Genomic DNA, 21,948 nt, shown 5'->3' with positions numbered 1-21,948 from the left:
TCAGTCCTATGGGTCTGGGTCAAGGCAACAACAAATACACCGCACTGACCACCAGCAACGCCGCCATCGTCCGATTGAACAGGCGCATGGTCGCCGGATTGCCCAACCAGGTCCGTAGAAAACTGCCGGCATAGGCCCAGCAGCCCACCGAGAGGTAACAGATCACCAGGTAGATAGCCGCAAACTGCCACACCAACCGCGCCTCACCATCGGCCACGAACGCGCCCATCCCGGCCACACAGGCCAGCCATGGCTTGGGGTTGAGCCACTGCATCAACGCGCCGTAGAACATCGACGGCGCCCGCTCCTCGTCTCCGCCCCCTAGGTGACCGTTGTCCATCGCCAGTTTCCAGGCCATGAACAACAGAAAACCCACGCCCCCCAGTTGCACCACTCGCGTGAGGCCCGGCCAGCGCTGCAGCACTTCGTGCAACCCCAGCCCCATCAGCACCAGCAGCAAGACAAACCCCAGAGTGGCACCGGCCACGTGACGCAAGGTGGCCCGAAACCCGTATCGAGCCCCGGAGCTGAGAGCGACAATATTGACCGGCCCAGGCGTGATGGAAGCGACCAGCGCGAACGCCGCCATGGAAATAATCAGACTCATTGCATACCTTCTTCATGTCCGTGAGGTGGCGTTCAAGGTAAATTGCACGCCACCGGCGGTCTTGAACAAAACTGCCCAATGACGGCCATTCACCGTGCCGCGCGGACAGGTGCTGTTTCGGGCACTTTTTTTACGCAAACTTTACGCAGCGCCCGGCCAACGAAATCGATACTGGGCGGCTCATTCTTTCAGGCGTGTGTTATGTCCCTTGCGGCTGTGCGGTTTATCGGATTCATCCTCGGCATTTTCCTGATCACCTTGGCCGCCAGCATGGCAATTCCGCTTATTACGCTGATGGTGTACGAGCGCAACGATGACCTTTCGGCGTTTTTGTGGTCGAGCCTGATCACCTTTGTCTGCGGCGTCTTGCTGGTGGCCCGCGGTCGGCCGGCGCACATACAACTGCGTCCGCGGGACATGTATCTGCTCACCACTGCCAGTTGGGGCGTTGTCTGCACCTTCGCGGCCCTGCCGATGGTGTTTATCCAGCACATCAGTTACACCGACGCATTCTTCGAGACGATGTCCGGCATCACCACCACCGGCTCGACCATCCTCACCGGCTTGGACAAGGCCTCCCCCGGACTGCTGATCTGGCGCTCGATGTTGCAGTGGCTCGGAGGGATCGGCTTCATCGGCATGGCGGTGGCCATCCTGCCGCTGTTGCGGGTCGGTGGCATGCGACTGTTCCAGACCGAATCATCGGACTGGTCGGAGAAAGTCACACCGCGCTCCCATGTCGCGGCGACCTACATTCTGTGGCTCTACCTAGGGTTGAGTGCCCTGGCCGCCCTGGCCTTGTGGCTGGCGGGCATGACACCTTTCGAAGCAATCAACCATGCGATGACCATGATTTCCACCGGAGGGTTCTCCACTTCGGATTCGTCCCTGGCCAACTGGTCTCAACCGGCTATTCACTGGATCTCGGTGATTATCATGATCGCCGGCGCACTGCCCTTCACCTTGTATGTCGCCACGTTACGCGGGAACAAACGAGCGTTATTCAGGGATCATCAGGTCCGAGGGTTCCTCGGATTCCTGGTCATTACCTGGCTCGTGGTGGGAACCTGGCTGAGCCTGAACAGCGATTACGCCTGGCTGGACGCCGTGCGCATCGTGGCCGTCAACGTGACGTCGGTGGTCACCACCACTGGTGTGGCGCTGGGGGATTACTCGTTGTGGGGCAGTTTTGCCCTGCTGTTGTTTTTCTACCTGACGTTTGTCGGCGGTTGTTCGGGCTCCACCTCCGGCGGGCTGAAAATCTTTCGTTTTCAAGTGGCTGGCGCCTTGCTGATGGGCAGTTTGAAACAACTGATCCATCCGCGGGCGGTGATCCAGAAAAAATACAATAAGCACCCCATCGACGAAGAGATCGTCCGTTCGCTGCTGACGTTTTCTTTTTTCTTCACCATTACCATCGGCGCTATCGCCCTTGGGCTTGCACTGATCGGCCTGGACTGGACGACGGCCCTGACCGGTGCCGCCACGGCCGTGTGCAACGTGGGCCCAGGGCTGGGTTCGATCATCGGCCCGGCCGGCAACTTCTCGACCTTACCGGATGCGGCCAAATGGCTGCTGACCATTGGCATGCTGCTGGGTCGCCTGGAGATCCTGACCGTCCTGGTGTTGTTCACGCCGGTGTTCTGGAAGTATTGAACACTTCGGACAATGCGAAGCCGATAAACGAAAAAAGCCGCGACGCCAATCCATGGCGTCGCGGCTTTTTTTCAAGCGATCAGCGGTCGTTCTTGATCGAGGAGCTGGTCGCGTTGGTCAGTCCCTTGGTGTTGTGGGTGCCTGGCGTAGCGGTGGAAATGGCCGACGCCTTGGTCAAACCGCGAGTGTCACGGTCCTTGGCGATGTTTGACGTGAGCGAAGCCTTGCTGGTCCGGTCGGTGCGGGTGGTACCGGTGTGTTTGCCGCTCAGGCCATGATCGCGAGTGCGGGTGCCGGTGTGGTCGCTGGTCAATCCTTTGCCAAAGCCGCTGGAAGCGCTGGACTTGCCACTGCCCTGGCCACCGCCGACACCACCACCGTGGCCGCCGCCGTTTCCACCGCCCTTACCGCCGCCACCGCCACCGCCATTGCCATTGCCACCACCGGCAGCGTAGCTCGCGCCAATAGGCGACAGGTCGGCGGGCAACAAGGCTGAAGCACTCAGCATCAAGGCGCACACAGCGACGGCAATCAGGGATTTCTTATGTTTGGACATGATGTCTCCGAAAGACAAAAACAACGGTTGAGCCTTTAAGACTCAGGAGTTCCACTTTTGTTCGTAACCAGCCGACCAAGTGAATGGAAATTCACTGTCGATTTTCCGGTGGAGCCCTCCCGAGCCTGGCTCTATGCTCACCCCATGAACCTACATGACTCGTTGCTCCCACCCCATGCCGAGATGGTCCGCGCCATGCTCGAACGAGACACCGCTTATGAAGGGGTGTTCTTCACGGCGGTCAAGACCACCGGCATCTTCTGTCGCCCCAGCTGCACGGCACGCAAGCCAAAGCCGGAGAACGTCGAATTCTTCGCCCACGCTGACGAAGCCATGTCGGCCGGCTACCGGGCCTGTCTGCGGTGCAAGCCGCTGGATGCCGCCGCGATCGCACCGGACTGGATCCAAGCGCTGCTCAAGGCCGTGAACGATCAACCCGACCTGCGCTGGACCGATGCCTCATTGCTGGAACAAGGCATCGAACCGCTGAAGCTGCGGCGCTGGTTCAAGCAGCATTTCGGCATGACCTTCCACGCGTACCTGCGCACCCGTCGGTTGGGCCTTGCGCTGGGGGGAATCAAGGAAGGCACTTCCATCGACAATGCGGCCTTCGATTCGGGCTACGAGTCCCTGAGCGGATTTCGTGATGCCTTCGTGAAGTCTTTCCACATCACACCGGGTCGCGCCGCCCACAGCGAACCCTTGCTGTTCACCCGTCTGACCACGCCACTGGGGCCGATGCTGGCCATGGCCGAACGGCGCGGCCTGGTGTTACTGGAATTTCTCGACCGCCCGGCCCTGACTCGGGAAATCGAAGAATTGCAACAGCGCTATGGCTATACCGTCGCCCCGGGGCACAACCCCCACTTGCAGCAGATCGAAACCGAACTGGTCGACTACTTCGCCGGGAAGCTCACCTCGTTCAGCGTGCCGCTGCACATGCCCGGCAGCGCCTTCGCCGTCCGGGTCTGGGCTGAACTGGAAAAAATCCCCTACGGCGAGACCCGTAGCTACGGCAACATCGCCACGGCCCTCGGCAGTCCTGGCGCCAGCCGCGCGGTGGGGCTGGCCAACGGCCAGAATCGCCTGGCCATCGTCATCCCCTGCCACCGGGTAATCGGTGCGGACGGTTCATTGACCGGTTATGGTGGCGGGCAGCCACGCAAGGCTTTTCTATTGCGGCTGGAGAAAGCCGCGGTGCAGGTGTCCCTGCCACTGGCATTCTGATCAGCCTGCCGAGTGAACACCTGATGTCTGTCCCGTACCACGATGCAAGCACCTTTCTGGCAAGCCTCGACGAAGACTGGCGCCGCCATGTCGAAATGATCGGCCCTTGCCTGCTGCAGCCCAAACCGTCCCGCGACCCGTACGAAGCCCTGGTCCGGGCGATTGCCTATCAACAACTGCATGCTAAAGCCGGCGATGCGATTCTCGGTCGCTTTCTGCGGCTGTTTCCCGGCGCGACTTTCCCAAGCCCGGAGCAGATCCTGGCGACTGACACCCAACAGCTGCGCGATTGCGGATTTTCCGCCAGCAAGATCGTGACCATACAGGGCATCGCCCAGGCAACGCTGGACGCGGTGGTGCCGGACTACGTCACGGCGCTGGCCATGGATGATGAGGCCTTGATCGAACGCCTGATCACCTTGCGCGGCATCGGACGCTGGACCGTGGAGATGCTGCTGATCTACAGCCTGGAACGGCCGGATATTCTGCCGGCGGATGATTTTGGGGTGCGTGAGGGGTATCGGCGGCTTAAGGGCTTGGACGTCCAACCGACGCGCAAACAGATGGTTGGGATTGGACAGGCGTGGAGCCCTTATCGGACGGTGGCGGCGTGGTATTTGTGGCGGGTGCCCGGTCGCTAGAGCGCGTCATCGTTCATCGCGAGCAGGCTCGCTCCCACAGGGGATTTCCTGTGTAGACATTACTTGTGTTCACTGAAGATCAAATGTGGGAGCGAGCCTGCTCGCGATGGCTGCCGCATGGCCGGCCTGAATTCAACTGTCAAAAAACGCTGAGCGTCTAGGCTATCCAGAACCATTTCCCAATCACCAATTGGAGGTTCCCATGCAGCTCGAAGGATCCTGCCACTGCGGCGCGGTGTCGTTCAGCTTGGCCTGCGCCCATCCCTACCCTTATCAGCGCTGCTACTGCTCGATCTGTCGCAAGACCCAAGGTGGAGGCGGTTTTGCAATCAACCTGGGGGGCGATGCCCGGAGCCTGAAAGTGCGCGGTCGCAAGCACATCTCGATCTACCATGCACGGCTCAAGGATGAAGGGGATAAACGCGCCCACCGCAGCAGCGCCGAACGGCACTTCTGCTCCCTTTGCGGCTCGGGTTTGTGGCTGTTCAGCCCCGAATGGCCGGAGCTGATCCACCCGTTCGCCTCTGCCATCGACACGCCGTTGCCGGTACCGCCTGAGCACACCCATCTGATGCTGGGCTCCAAGGCTCCGTGGGTGGAAGTCCAAGCGCATGCCGGCGATCAGCAGTTCGAGGTCTATCCCCAGGAGTCGATTGCCCAGTGGCATGAGCGGCTGGGTTTGAGCGATTAGGGGCTTTCATAAAAGATCGCAGCCTTCGGCAGCTCCTACAGTTGGATGGCGGGCGTTCTGTAGGAGCTGCCGAAGGCTGCGATCTTTTTTGATCCTACCTATCTCACGCAGCGACGGGCACACCACTGTGGAAGCGAAATTCCACATCCGGCGATTCAATCAGCGCCTGCTCGGCGTCACGCACCTTGTCGATCACCTGGGCGATGTCCTTGGCGTCGCCATACTGGTAGGCCAGCTTCAGGTAGCCCTGGAAATGCCGCGCTTCGCTTTTGAGCAAGCCGAAATAGAACTTGCCCAGCTCTTCGTCCAGGTGCGGCACCAGGGCCTCGAAACGCTCGCAACTACGGGCTTCGATGAAGGCGCCGACCACCAGGGTGTCCACCAGTTTCACCGGTTCGTGGCTGCGGACCACTTTGCGCAGCCCCGAGGCGTAACGTCCGGCAGAGAGCTGGCGCAAGCCGACCTTGCGTTTTTTCATCAGGCGCATCACCTGTTCGTGATGCACCAGTTCTTCCCGGGCCAGACGTGACATCAGGTTAATCAGGTCAACGTGGGAGTGGTACTTGGCGATCAGGCTCAGGGCGGTGCTGGCGGCCTTGAATTCGCAGTTCTTGTGGTCGATCAGCAGCGTCTCCTGGTCGGCCAGCGCCGCCTGGACCCAGGCATCGGGCGTGCGGCAACCAAGGAATTCATGAATTTCGGGAAGGATCATGGGGCTCACGGAAAAAGGTAGTCGAGCGAAGGGCGCCGATTATACCGGCCTGCTTCCAGACCACCAGCCACCGCCGTTGATATGCATCAAGTCGACGACTGCCATACAACAACTATAGTTGAGCAACGCCATGCCTTTTTATTGCTGGAGACGCCGATCATGCAAGCCATTCGCAGCATTCTGGTGGTCATCGACCCCGAACATTCGGAAAGCCTGGCGCTCAAGCGCGCCAAGCTGATTGCCGGTGTGACCCAGGCTCACTTGCACCTGCTGGTGTGCGACAAAAAGCATGACCATGCCGGCATGCTCAGCGTGCTGAAGGCCGCGTTGCTGGCCGACGGCTACAGCGTGACCACCGAACAGGCCTGGAACGAAAGCCTGTATGAAACCATCATCGACGTCCAGCAGGCCGAAGGCTGCGGCCTGGTGATCAAGCAACATTTTCCCGACAGCCCGCTGAAAAAAGCCCTGCTCACCCCGGCAGACTGGAAATTGCTGCGCCATTGTCCGACTCCGGTGCTGCTGGTAAAAACCGCCGGCTCCTGGAAAGACAAAGTGATCCTGGCCGCCGTCGACGTGGGCAATGCCGACGGCGAACACCGTCACCTGCACGCCACCATCATCGATCACGGCTACGACATTGCCATCCTGGCCAAGGCGCACCTGCACGTGATCAGCGCCCATCCCACACCGATGCTTTCGTCCGCCGACCCTACGTTCCAGCTCAAGGAAACCATCGAGGCCAAATACCGCGAACAATGCCGGGCGTTCCAGGCTGAGTTCGACATCGACGACCAACACCTGCACATCGAAGAAGGTCCGGCGGACGTCCTGATTCCATACATGGCGCGCAAGCTGCAGGCGGCGGTGACAGTGATCGGCACCGTGGCGCGTTCCGGGTTGTCCGGTGTCCTGATCGGCAACACCGCCGAGGCGGTGCTCGATACGCTGGAAAGCGATGTGCTGGTACTCAAACCGCAGGAGGTTGAGGATCATCTGGTGGAGTTGGCGGTCAAGGAATAAATACGCTGTGGCGAGGGGATTTATCCCCGTTGGACTGCGGAGCAGGCCCATCACTCTAAACGCCAGACGCCTGCTTCGCAGCCGAACGGGGATAAATCCCCTCGCCACAAAAGCTCTTTGCACAAATGGCCGGGAGTCAGCCGCCAATGGCATCCTTCAGAAACCCCGGCGCAATGTAGCGCTGGTAATGGGCTTCGGACAGCAGGAAGAATTCCCGATCAATGGCGTCGCGCAGATCCGGCAGGTCCCAGTCGCGAAATTCCGGCATCAGCACCATGCCGTAGGCTTCCAGATTGTTGATCACCCGCGCGCCACGGGCGATCAATTGATAAGCCCAGCAATATTCCGACTGGTGCGGCACAAACCGGATCTTGCGTGTTTCCAGTTGCTGGCGCAGCAGGGCAGGATCAAAAACCTCCAGCTTGGCCACCATCACCTGGACCAGCAACTGCTCCAGCCGCATCCACACCGCGCGTTTCTCCTCCTCGTTATAGCCGTTCCAGTGAATCACTTCATGGTGGAACCGCTTGCAGCCACGGCACACCAGGTCACCATAGACAGTGGAGCAGAGGCCGACGCAGGGGGTCTTGATGAGCTGGTTGGGCATAGGGAAAAGCACACGCAAAAGCAGGACAGGCCGGCATGTTAGCCCTTTGTCTAAGATTGATCACCCCTCAAACTTCAGGGCCTAACTTACGTTTATTTTTTTTTTGCCGTAGAATCAGCCAGCCTTTTAAGGCGCCAATGTCCGTTAGAAGCTGTTTTCAAAGCGTCACGAGCACAGTCGTTCCTTCAGAGCGGTGTTGGCCGAGGGTCTTTCCAGCGGGGAAAGCCCAACGCCAACCCTCATCAGCTCCCCGTTCTGCAGGCGTAAAACTTTGAAAGCAGCTTCTGTGAGGAACTCGCGGAAACTCTGGCGTGGTGGCTCAAAAAGCCCCCGACGCGCATGAGTACCGTGGGTTTCTGGATGAGCGTCCCGGACACCCATTTGGGACCACTGATGAGGGTAATAACTGTGCTTGAAGCCTACCGCAAACATATCGAAGAGCGTGCAGCACTGGGTATCGTTCCCCAGCCGCTTAACGCCGAACAAACCGCAGGCCTGATCGAGCTGCTGAAGAATCCTCCGGCTGGCGAAGAAGCTTTCCTCGTTGACCTGATCACCAATCGCGTTCCGCCTGGAGTCGACGAAGCCGCCTACGTGAAGGCCGGTTTCCTGTCCGCCCTGGCCAAAGGCGAAGCCCAATCCCCTCTGCTGGACAAGAAGCGCGCCGTTGAACTGCTCGGCACCATGCAGGGCGGCTACAACATCGTGACCCTGGTGGACCTGCTGGACGACGCCGAACTGGCGCCCGTTGCCGCCGAAGAACTCAAGCACACCCTGCTGATGTTCGACGCTTTCCACGACGTGGCTGAAAAGGCCCGCAATGGCAACGTTCACGCCAAGGGCGTGCTGCAATCCTGGGCCGACGGCGAGTGGTTCAAGAACCGCCCGGTTCTGGCCGACAAGATCAGCCTGCGCGTGTTCAAGGTTACCGGCGAAACCAACACCGACGACCTCTCCCCGGCTCCTGACGCCTGGTCCCGCCCGGACATCCCACTGCATGCCCTGGCCATGCTGAAAATGGCCCGTGACGGTATCGTGCCGGATGAACAAGGCAAGACCGGTCCGATGAAGCAGATCGAAGAGATGCGCGGCCAGGGCTTCCCGATCGCCTACGTCGGTGACGTGGTCGGTACCGGTTCGTCGCGTAAATCGGCGACCAACTCAGTGCTGTGGTTCTTCGGTGACGACGTTCCTTACGTACCGAACAAGCGTGCCGGTGGTTTCTGCTTCGGCAGCAAGATCGCGCCGATTTTCTACAACACCATGGAAGACGCCGGCGCCCTGCCGATCGAATTCGATGTGTCCAACATGCACATGGGCGACGTGATCGACCTGTACCCGCATGCTGGCAAAGTCTGCAAGCACGGCACCGATGAAGTCCTGACCACCTTCGAAATGAAGACCCCGGTCCTGTTGGACGAAGTACGTGCCGGCGGCCGTATCCCGCTGATCATCGGCCGTGGCCTGACCGAGAAGGCACGTGCCGAGCTGGGCCTGCCTGCTTCGGACCTGTTCAAGAAGCCTGAAGCCCCGGCCGAAAGCACCAAGGGTTTCACCCTGGCGCAGAAAATGGTCGGCAAGGCCTGCGGCGTGACCGGCGTTCGTCCGGGCACCTACTGCGAGCCGAAGATGACCACCGTCGGTTCCCAGGACACCACTGGCCCGATGACCCGTGACGAATTGAAAGACCTGGCGTGCCTGGGCTTCTCGACCGATCTGGTGATGCAGTCCTTCTGCCACACCGCGGCCTATCCAAAGCCGATCGACGTGACCACCCACCACACCCTGCCTGACTTCATCATGACCCGTGGCGGCGTATCCCTGCGTCCAGGCGACGGCATCATCCACAGCTGGCTGAACCGCATGCTGCTGCCGGACACCGTCGGCACCGGTGGTGACTCCCACACCCGTTTCCCGATCGGTATCTCCTTCCCGGCCGGTTCCGGCCTGGTGGCGTTCGCCGCCGCCACTGGCGTCATGCCGCTGGACATGCCGGAATCGATCCTGGTTCGCTTCAAGGGCAAGCTGCAACCGGGCGTCACCCTGCGTGACCTGGTACACGCCATCCCTTACTACGCGATCCAGAAAGGTCTGTTGACCGTCGAGAAAAAAGGCAAGAAGAACGCCTTCTCCGGCCGCATCCTGGAAATCGAAGGCCTGGAAACCCTGACCGTCGAGCAAGCGTTCGAACTGTCCGACGCCTCGGCCGAACGTTCGGCTGCCGGTTGCACCATCAAGCTGTCCAAGGAATCGATTGCCGAATACCTGCAATCGAACATCACCCTGCTGCGCTGGATGATCGGCGAAGGCTACGGCGATGCCCGCACCCTGGAGCGTCGTGCCCAGGCGATGGAAGCCTGGCTGGCCAACCCGGAACTGCTGGAAGCCGACAAGGACGCCGAATACGCCGAAGTCATCGAGATCGACCTGGCCGACGTCAAGGAGCCTGTGCTCTGCGCGCCGAACGACCCGGACGATGCCCGCCTGCTCTCCAGCGTCGCTGGGCAGAAGATCGACGAAGTGTTCATCGGTTCGTGCATGACCAACATCGGCCACTTCCGCGCTGCCGGTAAGTTGCTGGAACAGGTCAAGGGTCAGTTGCCAACTCGTCTGTGGCTCTCGCCGCCGACCAAGATGGACGCTCACCAGCTCACCGAAGAAGGCTACTACGGCATCTACGGCAAGGCCGGTGCCCGGATGGAAATGCCAGGCTGCTCGCTGTGCATGGGTAACCAGGCACGCGTGGAACCGAACTCCACCGTGGTGTCGACTTCGACCCGTAACTTCCCGAACCGTCTGGGCGACGGCGCGAATGTCTACCTGGCTTCGGCCGAACTGGCATCCGTGGCGTCCATCCTGGGTCGCCTGCCGACTGTCGAGGAGTACATGGAATACGCCGGCAAGATCGACAGCATGGCAGCGGACGTGTACCGCTACCTGAGCTTCGACCAGATCGCCGAGTTCCGTGAAGCGGCTGCCAATGCCAACATCCCGGTCGTTCAAGCCTAAGGCTTCAACGCTCGACTGAAAACGCCGCCCCTCTTGCGAGGGGCGGCGTTTTTTTATGCCTGTCATTTCGATGCAAACTGACCTACCGCTATCGCGAGCAGGCTCGCTCCCACAGGGGATCTGTGCCTGACGCTGCTTCTATGAACACCTCGAAAAACTGTGGGAGCGAGCCTGCTCGCGATAGCGGTGGATCAGTCGACATCAATACTGCTTACCCGACGCCATCGCGAGCAAGCTCGCTCCCACAAGGATCGGGTCAGGCTGTCAGGGAATAGACCAGCGCGGTGATTGCCACCACCCCCACCAGCGTCACGAACACATTGGACGCCTGGCCGCGGTAACGGGCCATGGCCGGGACTTTCTGGATGGCGTACATCGGCATCAGGAACAGGATCGCCGCGATCACCGGGCCGCCCAGGGTTTCGATCATGCCCAGGATGCTGGGGTTAAGGGTGGCGACGATCCAGCACACCACCAGCATGAACGCCGCCGTCAGACGGTCCAGGGTCTTTGCCGCCGGACGTCGACCGCTCTTGACGATCAGGCCCTTGAGGCCTTCGCTGGCGCCAATGTAATGCCCCAGGAAGGATTTGGAGATCGCCACGAACGCAATCAACGGCGCAGCAAAAGCAATGGTCGGATTGCTGAAGTGGTTGGCCAGGTACGACAGGATCGACAGATTCTGCGCCTTGGCCTCGGCCAGTTGCGACGGGGAAAGCGTCAAAACACAACTGAACACAAAGAACAGCACCATCACCACCATCAGCACATGGGCGCGCGACAGGATCTGCGAACTGCGCACCTCGGCGTTATCACCATGGCGACGCTTCTGATCCACCGCAAACGCCGAGATGATCGGCGAATGGTTAAACGAGAACACCATCACCGGAATCGCCAGCCACAAAGTATGCAGCATTGCCGAAGGTTCAGGCAGTGTGGACGCAGTGGTCAGGATGCCACCGTTCCAGTGCGGGATCAGAAACACCGCCAGGAACAGCAACGCTACGATAAACGGATAGACCATCAGGCTCATGGCCTTGACGATTGCCTGCTCGCCGCATCGCACCACTGCCAGCAAACCCAGGATCAACACCAGCGACAGCACCACCCGAGGTGGCGGCTGGATATGCAATTGATGCGCAAGGAAACTGCCCACCGTATTGGTCAGCGCCACGCTGTAGATCAGCAGGATCGGAAAAATCGCAAAGAAGTACAGCAACGTGATCAGCGCACCGGCCTTGATACCGAAATGCTCCTCCACCACCTCAGTGATGTCCGCGCCGTCACGGCCGGACAACACGAAACGGGTCAGCCCCCGGTGGGCGTAGAACGTCATGGGAAACGCCAGCAACGCCAGGATCAACAGCGGCCAGAAACCGCCGAGGCCGGCGTTGATGGGTAAAAACAAAGTACCTGCACCGATGGCGGTGCCAAACAGGCCCAGCATCCAGGTGGTGTCATGGCGTCCCCATTGGCTGAGCGTCGTTGGGGCGGTCGTTTCAAAGCGTTCTTCGACGCCAGTGGCCTGATCATTCATCCGGTCGGATCTCCGTATTCCGGTCACATGCACCCGGCCGGGACGAGTCAGAAAACCCCGACAGGCAGCGCCCTGGCCGAAACAGGGGCGCGATTGTCCGGGATTAACGAGCAGAAGCAAAGAGTTAGCTGAGGAGTGGTCGTGAAGGCGGCGCATCTGCCGCAAATAATGCTGGGGAATGAAGCCGCCGGCCTATCGCCGTTTTGCGCCAGCTCCTACACTCAGAACAGATGAAACAACTGCCCGCGCACGCTAAGCCATAATGCACAAAACCCTGTGGGAGCGAGCCTGCTCGCGATAGCGATGGATCAGCCAGCCTTGGTATTGCCTGAGACACCGCTATCGCCAGCAGGCTCGCTCCCAACAGGGTTTCGTCAGTCCTATAGCCCACAGGAGCACAGCATGACCGCAACCGTTCTTGTCCTGGTTGAAACCGTCAACGAATACCTGCCGATTCTTGAGCGTCAGGGTTATCACTTGGAGTTGGCGCCAACGCCTGCCGAGCGCAAGACGGCGATTTACGAACATGGAGAACGGTTCAGCGCGGTACTGACCCGCGGCCCCCTGGGTTTGACGGCCGAGGAAATTGCCGCCCTGCCCAACCTGAAAATCATCTGCGTGATCGGCGCCGGCTACGAACAGGTGGACCTGCAGGCTGCCCAGCAGCGCGGCGTGGTGGTGACCAATGGCGCCGGAGTCAACGCGTCGTCGGTAGCCGACCATGCCATGGCGCTGTTGCTGGCGTTGGTGCGCGACGTACCCCATTGCGATGCCGCCCTGCGCCGGGGCGAATGGCCGAGGAGTGCGCGCCCTTCCCTGGCCGGTAAACGGCTGGGGGTGCTGGGCCTTGGCGCGGTGGGCATGGCGATCGCCAAGCGGGCCGCTCTGGGCTTTGACATGAGTGTCAGCTATCACAATCGCCGGGTACGCACTGACGTGCCCTACACCTTCTGCGCCACGCCCACGGAACTGGCGCGGGTCTCGGACTTCCTGATCGTCGCCACGCCAGGCGGCCTGGATACCCGACAGTTGATCAACAAGCAGGCCCTCGATGCCCTTGGGCCAAAAGGGTTTCTGGTGAATGTCGCCCGGGCCAGTGTGGTGGCTACCGACGACCTGATCAGCGCCCTGGAGCAGCGACGAATCGCTGGCGCGGCCCTGGATGTGTTCGATCACGAGCCCGAGGTGCCGCAAGCGCTGAAAAACCTGCCCAACGTCGTCCTCACACCCCACGTGGCCGGTCTGTCGCCGGAAGCGACCCGCGCCATGGTGGAGCTGGTGGGCCAGAATCTGACTGCGTTCTTTTCCGGCAAACCGGTGCTGACGCCGGTGCGCTTACCCGACTAGGAGCGTTAGAGAACGCCCAATAGCGTCCACAGGCGCCTGGATTCGGCATCGGCACTGATCAGTTCGCCCAGCAGCTCGCTCAACGGTTTGTTGCCCCACTCCACGCCGCGCCGGATCAAATAGGGCACCGGGCTGTGGGGTTCGGTGCGAGCCAGGTAACCGGCGATGACCAGTAACTGGCGATAGGCTTCTTCGCGGCTGGCCGGCTCCTGAAAAACCTGGGCGACAGCGGCGCCCGCCTGCGCCGGGACGGTTTGTGGCGTCACCGGCGGTGGTGCTTGCGCCGGCACGACGCTGGGTTGCTGTGGGTTCATCGCAATGAACTCCTCTATCAATGTCAGCAAGGCCTGCATCACGTCCTGCAGGGCGGTATAGCCCGGGGCCTGATCGCCCAGGTAGGCATCACTCCAGCCTTGGAGCCGTTGCAGGTGATGCAGACTCAGCATCAGGCTGCCTTGGCGATGCAGCCAGAACGACAATGGCGTGGTGCGAATCAGTTCGCTGAGTTTTTTCTGGTCGTTGCGCGCCGCTTCTGCCGAGGCCTTGGCGTTTTTACTGTCGTTGACCAACACCTGCTGGCGCTGCAAGCGTTGCCAGTCGGCCAGGCAGAACCCGTCGAAATCAGGGTCTCGGCCATCGAACAAGGCCACCCGTGTCAGTAACACTTCGCTGTAGCGACGGGCCAGCCACTCCAGCGGAATCACCCGCCACGACGGGTCACCGTCATCGGCCCGGGGATACAACTGCTCGGGGTAGCGCTCACACAGACCCGCCACCAACGCCAGGCTGCCCGGCAATCCTTCCAGCCCCGTCAAGTGCAGCCAGGCCTCCCCCAGCCAGGCGCTGATCATCAAATCCTTGCTGCGCTCGAGCAACAGCGCAGTGGCAAGTTTTTCCAGTTCCGGCCATTGGGCGCGCTTGATCGACGATTGCCACACACCCGTGGGCAGGCTGGTGTCGTCCTCCCGGCGCAACTGGCGCAACTGGTCGAACTCCGGTTCGTAGCGCAGATCCTGGCCACAGGGCGATTCGGCGCTGATCGGCTCAAGCAACCGCGGGATGAGTTCGGGCAACGGGGATATCGGCAAGCTCACAAACCCTCCTCGCGGGTGGCAATGGCGGGGCTCGATGAGCTCGCCATGAAAGGTGAACGGGGTGCCTGGGTCGGCAGCGGCGGGATCGACAGCGGCAGCTTTGAGCCCTGGCTCATCAGCGACAGACGCAGGAACATCAAGGTCTGTTGCGCCGTGGTCGCCTGGGTCTGGGCCGTCACGGGCAGTTGCAAGGTCAGTGGGAAGTCGGTGTAGTCGGCATTCGGCTGGCGCTGGCTCGACACCAGTGAGCGCATCAGGCGCAACAACGACCACGGCCCCTGATACTCCCAGCCGGCTTCCAGGTCGCGCACCACCAGGTCGGGTTGCAAGGGGTCGTTGGCCGGACGCTGGTAACCGTTGCGGGCCCAACGCAAGGTCAAACTCACCGGCTGGCCGACCATCCAGCGCAGGTTCTGTCCGGGTTCACCGGGGTAACTGATCTGTTGATTGCCGGCGTTCAGCCCCCAGGCGATCACCTGATCCGCGCCGCGTTCCTGCTCGCGGTCGGTTCGCCAGCGCACGTCCATTTCCACGCCGAGCAAGCCGCTCTTGTCCCGCACGAACAATGGCCCGAGCCAGGCACCGGCCTGTTTCAAACGGTTGAGAAAATCCTCTGCCGCCAATCGTTCCGGCGTCCGGCTCAACGCCAGCCCGGCCTGTGCCTGGGGCAGCCGCGTGTCGATCAGCTCCAGCAGGCGTTGGACCCGCGCCGGGTCGGCGTCGCTGGCCCGTACATCCTGGGAAAACGGAAAGCGCCCGGCCAGGTACTGATTGAAGTAATCGGCCAGATCATTCCAGGCCATCGCCGCCTGGTTCTGTTGCAGATACAAGCACCGTTGCAAGGCGCTTTGTTGCAGGGTAACGGTGCGCACGGCCAGGTCGCCACGCCCGCCGGGCAAGCTGGACGTTTGCAGAATCTGCGCGCAGGACGTGGTGTCCATTTCGATAAAATCACGGCTTACCAACTGCTCCAGTTGGGCAGCCGCACTCGCCGGGTTCTGGTTTTTATATTTGAGCAGTTCGTCATTGAGCGCCATGAACCGGCTGACTTGATCGTGCTCCAGGGCCGACAGGTTGTCCTGCTGGACAATCAGCCATTCCAGCGCGGGCATGCGTTGCTCGGCGATTTGCAGCATGGCGCCGAACTGCTGGTTCAGGCTCAGCTTCAAATCCTGAGGATCAGTGGCACCGTACAACTGCAAACCGAAGTTCTTCGAGCCGTCCCAGCGCTGGATATCAGTGCGTTGAGTAAACAGAGGCTGGGCGTCGATTTCGTTCAGGCCGCTCTGGATCTGCGCCAACGCGCGGCGGTTGAGCAGGCGCTGAAAACGAATCGCCAGATCGCTGCGCTTCACATCCATGAAGGCTTTTTGCAGGGCAACGGCCTGGGAGGTCTGCACATTGAAACTCATCCCCGGTAGTGGTTGCTCGCTTTCATCCAGACTCAGCCACATGGCCCGCGCCGCCGCGCTTTCAGCGGCCTCCATCAGCGCCCCCCGATAATCCGGCGGGATGCGCGGCAGTTCTTCATTGGCGTAGCTCTGGTAGCTGGCGAAGTAGTTCAGGGCAACGCTGAAATCATCGCTGTCACCCCGCCCCATCGAGTCGGCGCTACTGTCCGACGGCGCCTTCTGCATGGCCAACGCCACGAAGTCACGCTTGAACAGCGCTTGCACCGCGTCGTCCAGCGCCGTGACATGCCCCTGCAGCACCAGCAAACCGCTGCCCTGCTGGACCAACAGATTGTCCCTGGAACCGGTCTGGACGATCCACTGGTCGCGAAAGCTCTGCTGCAGTTTTGCCGCCTGGCTCTCCAGATCCTGCTCAAGGTCCGGCCCCAGCAGCGTGCTGTGGCCCACCTTGTCCAGCAACTGGGTGTAACCGGGCACCAGGTCCTGCCCCTTGCCTCGGCCCCAGGCCGAGTTGGTCAGGCTGACGAGCCTCTGCAGGTCATCGACCAACGCCATCAGCTCTTCAAGTTCACTCAAGGAATTGCCACCGCCGGCCTCAAGCCGTTGCAGATGCCGCTTCAGGTAACCGGCCTGGCGCACGAAGTTGTCCGCCAGGAAATACTGATCCAGCCAGCGCTGCATCAGGCCCATGAAGTTATCGGCGATCAGCGGACGCGCGGCGTTCAGGTCCAGGCCTTTCAGATCGGTATTCTGGGCATCGAACAGCACCCGATTGTAGAAGCGTGCCCGACTCAAGGTTCCGGTATTGAGGTTCAGCGACAGGGCGTTATTGCTCAGTTGCACCAGTTCGTCCAACGGCGCCTTGGGGTTGTTCACTGCCTGGCTGAACATCTGATTGTGCTGTTCCAGACGCACCGCACGTTCCACCAGTTCCTTGGCCTTCACATAACTTTGCCATTGCGCCGGGTCTTCGCTTTCCACGTTGCCCCGTCGCTCGGTATTGCGGATGCCTTTGAGCTGTTCGAGGTCCCAGGCCAGCAGGTCACGCAACGGCAATATCCAATGATGGCGGGCGGTCATGCGCAACCCGTTGTCCAGTTGTGCGTCCACACCGGAGAACCATGAAGTTGGAAAAACCACCGAGACGAAACGCCAGCGTGGGGCCTTTTCCAGTACGTTCCAGTAGTTCTGCACGTTCTGTCGGGTCGGTTCCAGTTGCGGTTTGTCGGGATCGACCACCACATGGTTTTTGTGCGCGCTGAGGATCAACCGCGACAACCCCTGGGCTTGCTCGACAGAATCGTGCCAGACCCAGACCATGCTCGCCAGCCAGACCACCCCGACAACCAGCGCCACTCCACCGGCCAGTCGATGCCAGCGTTGGCGCAAACGTAGCAGGCGCGGCACTGGCTGGGCCAGGCCTCGCTCGGCCACCAGCCGGCGTGACCACAATTGCCGGGCGAACACCGTTTGACGCAACACACTGTCGCTGGCGGTCAACCCATCGCCAGTGACGGCCGGCGCCTGGCTGGCGGTGAAATACACGCCACGAAAACGTGGTGCCTCGCCTTGCGCATTGCCCTGGAAAACCGGTTCCAGCAGCAGTTGCATGGCGCGCCGCAACCCTTCGAAACGCTCCGGCAACCCATACAGATCGCTGCTCAACTGCCCCGACAGCGCGCCGATCTCGATGATCGACTGGGACAATGCGGCGTTGACCTGATCCAACGCCTGATCGCTCCATTGCGATTGCCACGCCGCATCGGGCGAATATGGCGACGACCAGCCCAGCGTCGATTCCCGAGCCTGGGCGGGCAAGGCGCTGACCAGTTCCTGGAACCCCGGCAGTTCTTCCATCCCGGTGATCACCACGTACACCGGCAAGCTCAGACCGAACCGTTGCAAGAGGTCGATGAAACAACGCCGGACCTTGAGACTCAGCTCGGTCGTCTGTTCGAGGTCATCGAGCTTGCCGAACGGCACAGTCCAGATCACCGCATCCAGTGGCCGTCTGCTGCGCAGGCGCAGAATCAGTCCCAACAGGCGCCACCAGTTGCCCCGCTGCATGTTCATGCCCTCATCGGGCAAAAACAGCACCTGGGGCACCACCAGCACCGCGCCTTCGGCATCCGACCACCAGCGCCCGAACCACGCCGCCTTGTCTGTCGGCTGCAAACGCCACTGGGCGCACAACTGCGTGCCATCGAACTCGTTGCCCAGCATCAGCAACCAGGGCATCTGGTAGCGGTCCCGAGTGCCTTGCTCCTGTTCCATGTGGCGCACCGCGCCATAGAAGCTGCGGATGGCCGCGCCGCCCTGGGTGCGCAGCCACCAGATCGCAGCCGCAATCAGCAGCACCGCAACCATCGCCAGCAACACCAGGGCGACGATGCTCAAGAGACTCATGAGTCCTGCTCCTGAACCACCGACTCGTTCAGTTGCAGCACCGGCTCAAGCTCCGACCGGATGTCACGCCAGAACACCTGTCCCAACCCGCTCAGAAACAACACCATCGCCAGGATCACCAGTCCCAGGCGCAACCCGTCCGGTAACGACTGCTGGGCCGGGACACGCACCGGCATGGCCGCCGCAGGCAGCGCCAGGCGCTCGCTGACATCGACATAATCGGGCTCGTGCTGCCAGGCGAACGTGAACAGCGCCAGACGCCATTTTTCGTGCTGGACCTGACCGGGCTCGCCACGCAATCGGCCCTGAAAACCGAGAATCAGGCACTGCAGGTACACATTGGCCAGGTCCCGGGTGCCGGGCATCTGCTCATCCAGCAATTTCTTGATGGCGGCCGGCAACCGTTCGCCGGCCTGGCGGCTGGAGTACATGCGCGACTCGAGGGGATGCTGCTGCCAGGCCAGTTGTCCCGGCCATGGGGTGAACAGCAAGGTCTCGTCCACCAGCGCGACGAACGCATAGACCAGCGCCTTGACCTGCTCGGTGGCCGCATCGCCCACGGTGGCAAAGGCCACCCGCCACAACCGCTGGGCACTGCGCCCAGAGAACTCCACCACCCGGCTGACCAATACCGCGGGATCGCTGTCCTTGGGCAAGTCCTGCCAGTCCTGGGACCACTTCAGCCAGGCCTGACGAAACGCACTGCTCAGCGGTGCCTCATGCAGACTCCGAACCGCCCCGCCACTTCCGTCAGGCATACGACTCCCCTTTACGATCAGGCGCTTTCACCGGCTTGCGCGACAAACAACACCACTTGCCACGGACTGCTGGCCTGATGTGAGGCCGGCGCTACGATGTGCAACGGCAATTGCCCATCGAACCATTGCCCACTGGCGGCCACCACGAACAGCCGGGTGTCGTCCCCCACGCTGTAGGCCACTTGCTCGTTGCGACTCATGGCCTGATGGGGCAGACCGCTCATGCGCTGGCGACTCAACAACGGGATGTGCGGCGCCGACGCGATGATCGCCCCGCGCAACCACTCGGCCGCCGCCTGCTCACTGGCGCCGTTGGGCATACGCAGGCCGATCACCAGGCGCTGGTTCGGCTGGTCGTCGGGCAACTGGATCGAGAACACCTGGTCATCGCGCTCGAAGGCCAGGCTGCGATAGCCGGCGCGAACCAGCTCCAGGGTATTTTCCAGCCAGTCCAGCAGCGGTTCATAGCCGCGTTGCAACTCAAGAAAATCCAATGGCGCGAAGGCCGGGACACCGGCCAGCGGATCGAGCGCCGACCAGCTACCGGCCAACCCCAACAACAGGCCATGCAATGCCTGAGGCGTCGCCACCCGGGTGTTCAGCGCGCCTTCGACTTCCGGCAGTCGCGCCCACAACGCCGTCAATTGGCGGCGAATCTCCATTGCATCGTCCTGGTTGCCGGCCGCCTGAGCCTGACGCAGGCGCCCGGCCAGGAACAGGCACTTCTCCCGTGCCCTGGCACACAACCCGGCCACTCGCCGACCAAGAATCGATTCCGGCAACAGGATCGGCGTCGGCGGTGTGTAGGGCACTCGCAGAAATCCTCCGCCTTCCTTGCGGATGCGCAACAGTGGCAGGCAGATCGAGTCGGCCTTGCTCAGTTGCGTGCACAACCGAGGGTTCGGCCGCCACACCGTGATGGACTCAGGGAACTCGCCGCTGGTGAGGTCTGGCAAGGCGTCACCCACGACCGATTGCAGGCGTCCCTTGAGCGGCAGCAATTGCCCGGCGCGCCAGAGCGGACTGATGGCCAGGTACACCGTCACCGTCGCGTCGTCGGTCTTGTTCACCGCCTCGGTGATGTCCAGCTCCAGGGTCGGCCCGACCCCAGCCTGCACGTTGACCGGCAACCCGTCCGGCAAGGTGCCCTGCAGTTGCAACAGCCGGACCTGGCCGGCGCTGAGAGCCGAAGGGTCGACTTCCAACTGGCTGACACCCCAGAACCATGGGTTGCAGGCGCCAGCAAAATGCGCGGCCAAGGCCTCGGCGCGCAGCCCTTGCAATTGGAAGTGCTGGGGCAGCAACTGCATGCCCTCATGCCAGCAAACCGCGTCAGGTAACAGACTCATACGACTCCCTTCGACATCCCAATGACGCCGCCCCAGGGCGGCCCGCGGTCACTCAAGGCTGACTGGCAAGTTGGCCATCGTTCACCAGGGTCATCTCACGACTTTCGAACTTCAGCCAGGCCTTGCGCTGATCGTCCAGCCGAAGCCGGTGGGCTCCGGGAGTGTTATAGCTGGCGAAGACCAAAAGTCCAGCGGCGCGCCGGCCCTCCAGCGGGAAGGGTTGGCGGTCGATGAATTGCCCCGGCACCAGCTCCAGACCCCACACCGACATGAGTTGACGATAGTCGCGCTGGAACTGTTCGCGCTCGGCAAACCACTGGCGTGCGCTGATACCCGACAGTTGCTTGAGCAGATCCGGGTCGTTCACGGCGACAAAATCCACCGCGATGGGGGTGTCGTCATTGGCTCGCGGCGCGACATCCAGGGTCAAGCTGTCCAGGTCCACGCTGGGGGCAAAGAGCGAGCAACCGGTGAGCGCAAGGCTCAAAAAAAATCCGGAAAAAAAGACACGCAAAATGAATCTTCCTTTTCTCAGCGGTCAAAAATTGTTTTTGCTTGCATTTTTATAGACCTGTTCTAGCGTCTTGGGTAGTTCGACCCACACAGTCGAATGCACCAGGTTCGTCAAGGGAATGACAGGTCTACTGCCCTCCATTTGCAACCTGCGGATCAGCAAGGGAATGCGATGAGCGGGCCCCCCGATGCATTGCTCCCCTACATGCATCGGAGTCGGCCGCCATGGCAGAAAGTACTCAGCACAAGCTCGACAGAGTCCGTCCCCCCCGCGTCCAGATCACCTATGACGTGGAAATCGGCAATGCCATCGAAAAGAAAGAATTGCCACTGGTGGTCGGCATTCTGGCCGACCTCTCGGGCAAACCACTGGACCCGCTGCCCAAGCTCAACGAGCGGCGCTTCACCGAAATCGATCGCGACAATTTCAACGAGGTACTCGCCTCCATCTCCCCTCGCGCCACCCTTCAGGTGAACAACACCCTCAGCGGTGACGACAGCAAGCTCAACATCGAACTCAACTTCCGCCACATCGACGACTTCGACCCGGTCAAGGTCGTGGAGCAGGTCACACCCCTGCGCCGATTGTTCGAAGCGCGCCAGCGCCTGCGCGACCTGCTGACCAAACTTGATGGCAACGACGACCTGGACAAGCTGCTGCGCGACGTGATCGCCAACACCGAAGGCCTGCAAGAGATCAAGTCAGCCCGCCCTCAGGATGCGCAAGACCTGCCGACCGAAGCCGCCAACGATGATCCAGCCCCTGCCGAACCACAGGCCTGATCGCGCTCATCACTCAAGGG

18 protein-coding genes are annotated in these 21,948 nt (G+C 61.3%); 8 read left to right on the top strand and 10 right to left on the bottom strand.

Annotated features, from left to right (window positions below; all coding sequences use genetic code 11):
- Window positions 1-19: 19 nt before the first annotated feature.
- Complete coding sequence (locus BMY45_RS09315; protein WP_092396869.1) at window positions 20-607, bottom strand: LysE family translocator; 588 nt, start codon at window positions 605-607, stop codon at window positions 20-22.
- Between the two features lie 201 nt (window positions 608-808).
- On the opposite strand from BMY45_RS09315, the gene BMY45_RS09310 reads away from it, so the two are divergent.
- On the top strand, window positions 809-2,263 hold the full coding sequence (locus BMY45_RS09310) for a TrkH family potassium uptake protein (protein ID WP_092396867.1): 1,455 nt from the start codon (window positions 809-811) through the stop codon (window positions 2,261-2,263).
- Between the two features lie 79 nt (window positions 2,264-2,342).
- Here BMY45_RS09310 and BMY45_RS28145 read toward each other — a convergent pair whose 3' ends face one another.
- Entirely contained in the window at window positions 2,343-2,819 is a 477-nt protein-coding gene (locus BMY45_RS28145; RefSeq protein WP_177193327.1) for a hypothetical protein, read from the bottom strand.
- A gap of 144 nt (window positions 2,820-2,963) precedes the next feature.
- On the opposite strand from BMY45_RS28145, the gene BMY45_RS09300 reads away from it, so the two are divergent.
- The 3 genes from BMY45_RS09300 (at window position 2,964) to BMY45_RS09290 (ending at window position 5,378) form a co-directional block, all read left to right on the top strand.
- Window positions 2,964-4,046 (top strand): bifunctional transcriptional activator/DNA repair enzyme AdaA, encoded by a 1,083-nt coding sequence (locus tag BMY45_RS09300; protein WP_092396863.1) that lies wholly within the window; start codon window positions 2,964-2,966, stop codon window positions 4,044-4,046.
- A 23-nt stretch (window positions 4,047-4,069) separates the two neighbouring features.
- Entirely contained in the window at window positions 4,070-4,687 is a 618-nt protein-coding gene (locus BMY45_RS09295) for a DNA-3-methyladenine glycosylase family protein (RefSeq protein ID WP_092396861.1), read from the top strand.
- A gap of 202 nt (window positions 4,688-4,889) precedes the next feature.
- Complete coding sequence (locus BMY45_RS09290; protein ID WP_092396859.1) at window positions 4,890-5,378, top strand: GFA family protein; 489 nt, start codon at window positions 4,890-4,892, stop codon at window positions 5,376-5,378.
- Window positions 5,379-5,481: 103 nt separating this feature from the next.
- Here the strand turns inward: BMY45_RS09290 and BMY45_RS09285 are convergent, their stop codons facing one another.
- Window positions 5,482-6,090 carry a MiaE family protein gene (locus BMY45_RS09285; RefSeq protein ID WP_092396857.1) on the bottom strand — a complete coding sequence of 203 codons (609 nt, stop codon included), beginning with the start codon at window positions 6,088-6,090 and terminating at the stop codon, window positions 5,482-5,484.
- A gap of 159 nt (window positions 6,091-6,249) precedes the next feature.
- Between BMY45_RS09285 and BMY45_RS09280 the strand changes: the two genes are divergently transcribed.
- On the top strand, window positions 6,250-7,113 hold the full coding sequence (locus BMY45_RS09280) for a universal stress protein (RefSeq protein ID WP_092396855.1): 864 nt from the start codon (window positions 6,250-6,252) through the stop codon (window positions 7,111-7,113).
- Between the two features lie 136 nt (window positions 7,114-7,249).
- On the opposite strand, the gene BMY45_RS09275 is transcribed toward BMY45_RS09280, so the two are convergent.
- On the bottom strand, window positions 7,250-7,720 hold the full coding sequence (locus BMY45_RS09275) for a DUF1289 domain-containing protein (RefSeq protein ID WP_092396853.1): 471 nt from the start codon (window positions 7,718-7,720) through the stop codon (window positions 7,250-7,252).
- Window positions 7,721-8,128: 408 nt separating this feature from the next.
- On the opposite strand from BMY45_RS09275, the gene acnB reads away from it, so the two are divergent.
- Window positions 8,129-10,729, top strand: coding sequence for a bifunctional aconitate hydratase 2/2-methylisocitrate dehydratase (gene acnB, locus BMY45_RS09270; RefSeq protein ID WP_092396851.1), 2,601 nt, complete (start codon window positions 8,129-8,131; stop codon window positions 10,727-10,729).
- 256 nt (window positions 10,730-10,985) lie between these two features.
- Here acnB and BMY45_RS09265 read toward each other — a convergent pair whose 3' ends face one another.
- A complete protein-coding gene (locus tag BMY45_RS09265) occupies window positions 10,986-12,266 on the bottom strand; it encodes a serine/threonine transporter (protein WP_092396849.1) in 1,281 nt (426 codons plus the stop codon).
- Between the two features lie 402 nt (window positions 12,267-12,668).
- Here BMY45_RS09265 and BMY45_RS09260 point away from each other — a divergent pair, with 402 nt between their 5' ends.
- Complete coding sequence (locus BMY45_RS09260) at window positions 12,669-13,613, top strand: 2-hydroxyacid dehydrogenase (RefSeq protein WP_092396847.1); 945 nt, start codon at window positions 12,669-12,671, stop codon at window positions 13,611-13,613.
- A 5-nt stretch (window positions 13,614-13,618) separates the two neighbouring features.
- Here BMY45_RS09260 and tssA read toward each other — a convergent pair whose 3' ends face one another.
- From tssA to BMY45_RS09235, 5 genes are read right to left on the bottom strand one after another with little or no spacing between them, the layout of a single operon-like run.
- Window positions 13,619-14,707, bottom strand: coding sequence for a type VI secretion system protein TssA (gene tssA, locus BMY45_RS09255; RefSeq protein WP_092396845.1), 1,089 nt, complete (start codon window positions 14,705-14,707; stop codon window positions 13,619-13,621).
- Window positions 14,704-18,525, bottom strand: a complete 3,822-nt coding sequence (locus BMY45_RS09250; protein WP_092396843.1) for a type VI secretion system protein — start codon at window positions 18,523-18,525, stop codon at window positions 14,704-14,706. The genes tssA and BMY45_RS09250 overlap by 4 nt, the downstream gene beginning before the upstream one ends.
- The gene (locus BMY45_RS09245; protein ID WP_092396841.1) at window positions 18,522-19,283 is read right to left on the bottom strand and encodes a DotU family type IV/VI secretion system protein; all 762 of its coding nucleotides are present in this window, start codon (window positions 19,281-19,283) and stop codon (window positions 18,522-18,524) included. Before BMY45_RS09245 ends, BMY45_RS09250 begins: the two co-directional genes overlap by 4 nt.
- A 17-nt stretch (window positions 19,284-19,300) precedes the next feature.
- A complete protein-coding gene (tssK, locus tag BMY45_RS09240; RefSeq protein ID WP_092396839.1) occupies window positions 19,301-20,632 on the bottom strand; it encodes a type VI secretion system baseplate subunit TssK in 1,332 nt (443 codons plus the stop codon).
- Window positions 20,633-20,684: 52 nt separating this feature from the next.
- Window positions 20,685-21,146 (bottom strand): type VI secretion protein, encoded by a 462-nt coding sequence (locus tag BMY45_RS09235; RefSeq protein ID WP_092396837.1) that lies wholly within the window; start codon window positions 21,144-21,146, stop codon window positions 20,685-20,687.
- Window positions 21,147-21,370: 224 nt separating this feature from the next.
- Between BMY45_RS09235 and tssB the strand changes: the two genes are divergently transcribed.
- Window positions 21,371-21,928: a type VI secretion system contractile sheath small subunit gene (gene tssB, locus BMY45_RS09225; protein ID WP_047225738.1), complete on the top strand. Its 558-nt coding sequence runs from the start codon at window positions 21,371-21,373 to the stop codon at window positions 21,926-21,928.
- Window positions 21,929-21,948: the final 20 nt, after the last annotated feature.

The organism is Pseudomonas sp. NFACC39-1, from assembly GCF_900110355.1.
Classification (GTDB): domain Bacteria; phylum Pseudomonadota; class Gammaproteobacteria; order Pseudomonadales; family Pseudomonadaceae; genus Aquipseudomonas; species Aquipseudomonas tehranensis.
Note: the sequence above shows the minus strand (reverse complement) of the source record. Positions and strands in the feature narration are given on the sequence as shown.

Excerpts from the sequence above, each read along its gene's own strand:
- BMY45_RS09315 (WP_092396869.1), bottom strand. The coding sequence starts at position 607 with ATGAGTCTGATTATTTCCATGGCGGCGTTCGCGCTGGTCGCTTCCATC.
- BMY45_RS09310 (WP_092396867.1), top strand. The coding sequence starts at position 809 with ATGTCCCTTGCGGCTGTGCGGTTTATCGGATTCATCCTCGGCATTTTC.
- BMY45_RS28145 (WP_177193327.1), bottom strand. The coding sequence starts at position 2,819 with ATGTCCAAACATAAGAAATCCCTGATTGCCGTCGCTGTGTGCGCCTTG.
- BMY45_RS09300 (WP_092396863.1), top strand. The coding sequence starts at position 2,964 with ATGAACCTACATGACTCGTTGCTCCCACCCCATGCCGAGATGGTCCGC.
- BMY45_RS09295 (WP_092396861.1), top strand. The coding sequence starts at position 4,070 with ATGTCTGTCCCGTACCACGATGCAAGCACCTTTCTGGCAAGCCTCGAC.
- BMY45_RS09290 (WP_092396859.1), top strand. The coding sequence starts at position 4,890 with ATGCAGCTCGAAGGATCCTGCCACTGCGGCGCGGTGTCGTTCAGCTTG.
- BMY45_RS09285 (WP_092396857.1), bottom strand. The coding sequence starts at position 6,090 with ATGATCCTTCCCGAAATTCATGAATTCCTTGGTTGCCGCACGCCCGAT.
- BMY45_RS09280 (WP_092396855.1), top strand. The coding sequence starts at position 6,250 with ATGCAAGCCATTCGCAGCATTCTGGTGGTCATCGACCCCGAACATTCG.
- BMY45_RS09275 (WP_092396853.1), bottom strand. The coding sequence starts at position 7,720 with ATGCCCAACCAGCTCATCAAGACCCCCTGCGTCGGCCTCTGCTCCACT.
- BMY45_RS09265 (WP_092396849.1), bottom strand. The coding sequence starts at position 12,266 with ATGAATGATCAGGCCACTGGCGTCGAAGAACGCTTTGAAACGACCGCC.
- BMY45_RS09260 (WP_092396847.1), top strand. The coding sequence starts at position 12,669 with ATGACCGCAACCGTTCTTGTCCTGGTTGAAACCGTCAACGAATACCTG.
- BMY45_RS09250 (WP_092396843.1), bottom strand. The coding sequence starts at position 18,525 with ATGAGTCTCTTGAGCATCGTCGCCCTGGTGTTGCTGGCGATGGTTGCG.
- BMY45_RS09245 (WP_092396841.1), bottom strand. The coding sequence starts at position 19,283 with ATGCCTGACGGAAGTGGCGGGGCGGTTCGGAGTCTGCATGAGGCACCG.
- tssK (WP_092396839.1), bottom strand. The coding sequence starts at position 20,632 with ATGAGTCTGTTACCTGACGCGGTTTGCTGGCATGAGGGCATGCAGTTG.
- tssB (WP_047225738.1), top strand. The coding sequence starts at position 21,371 with ATGGCAGAAAGTACTCAGCACAAGCTCGACAGAGTCCGTCCCCCCCGC.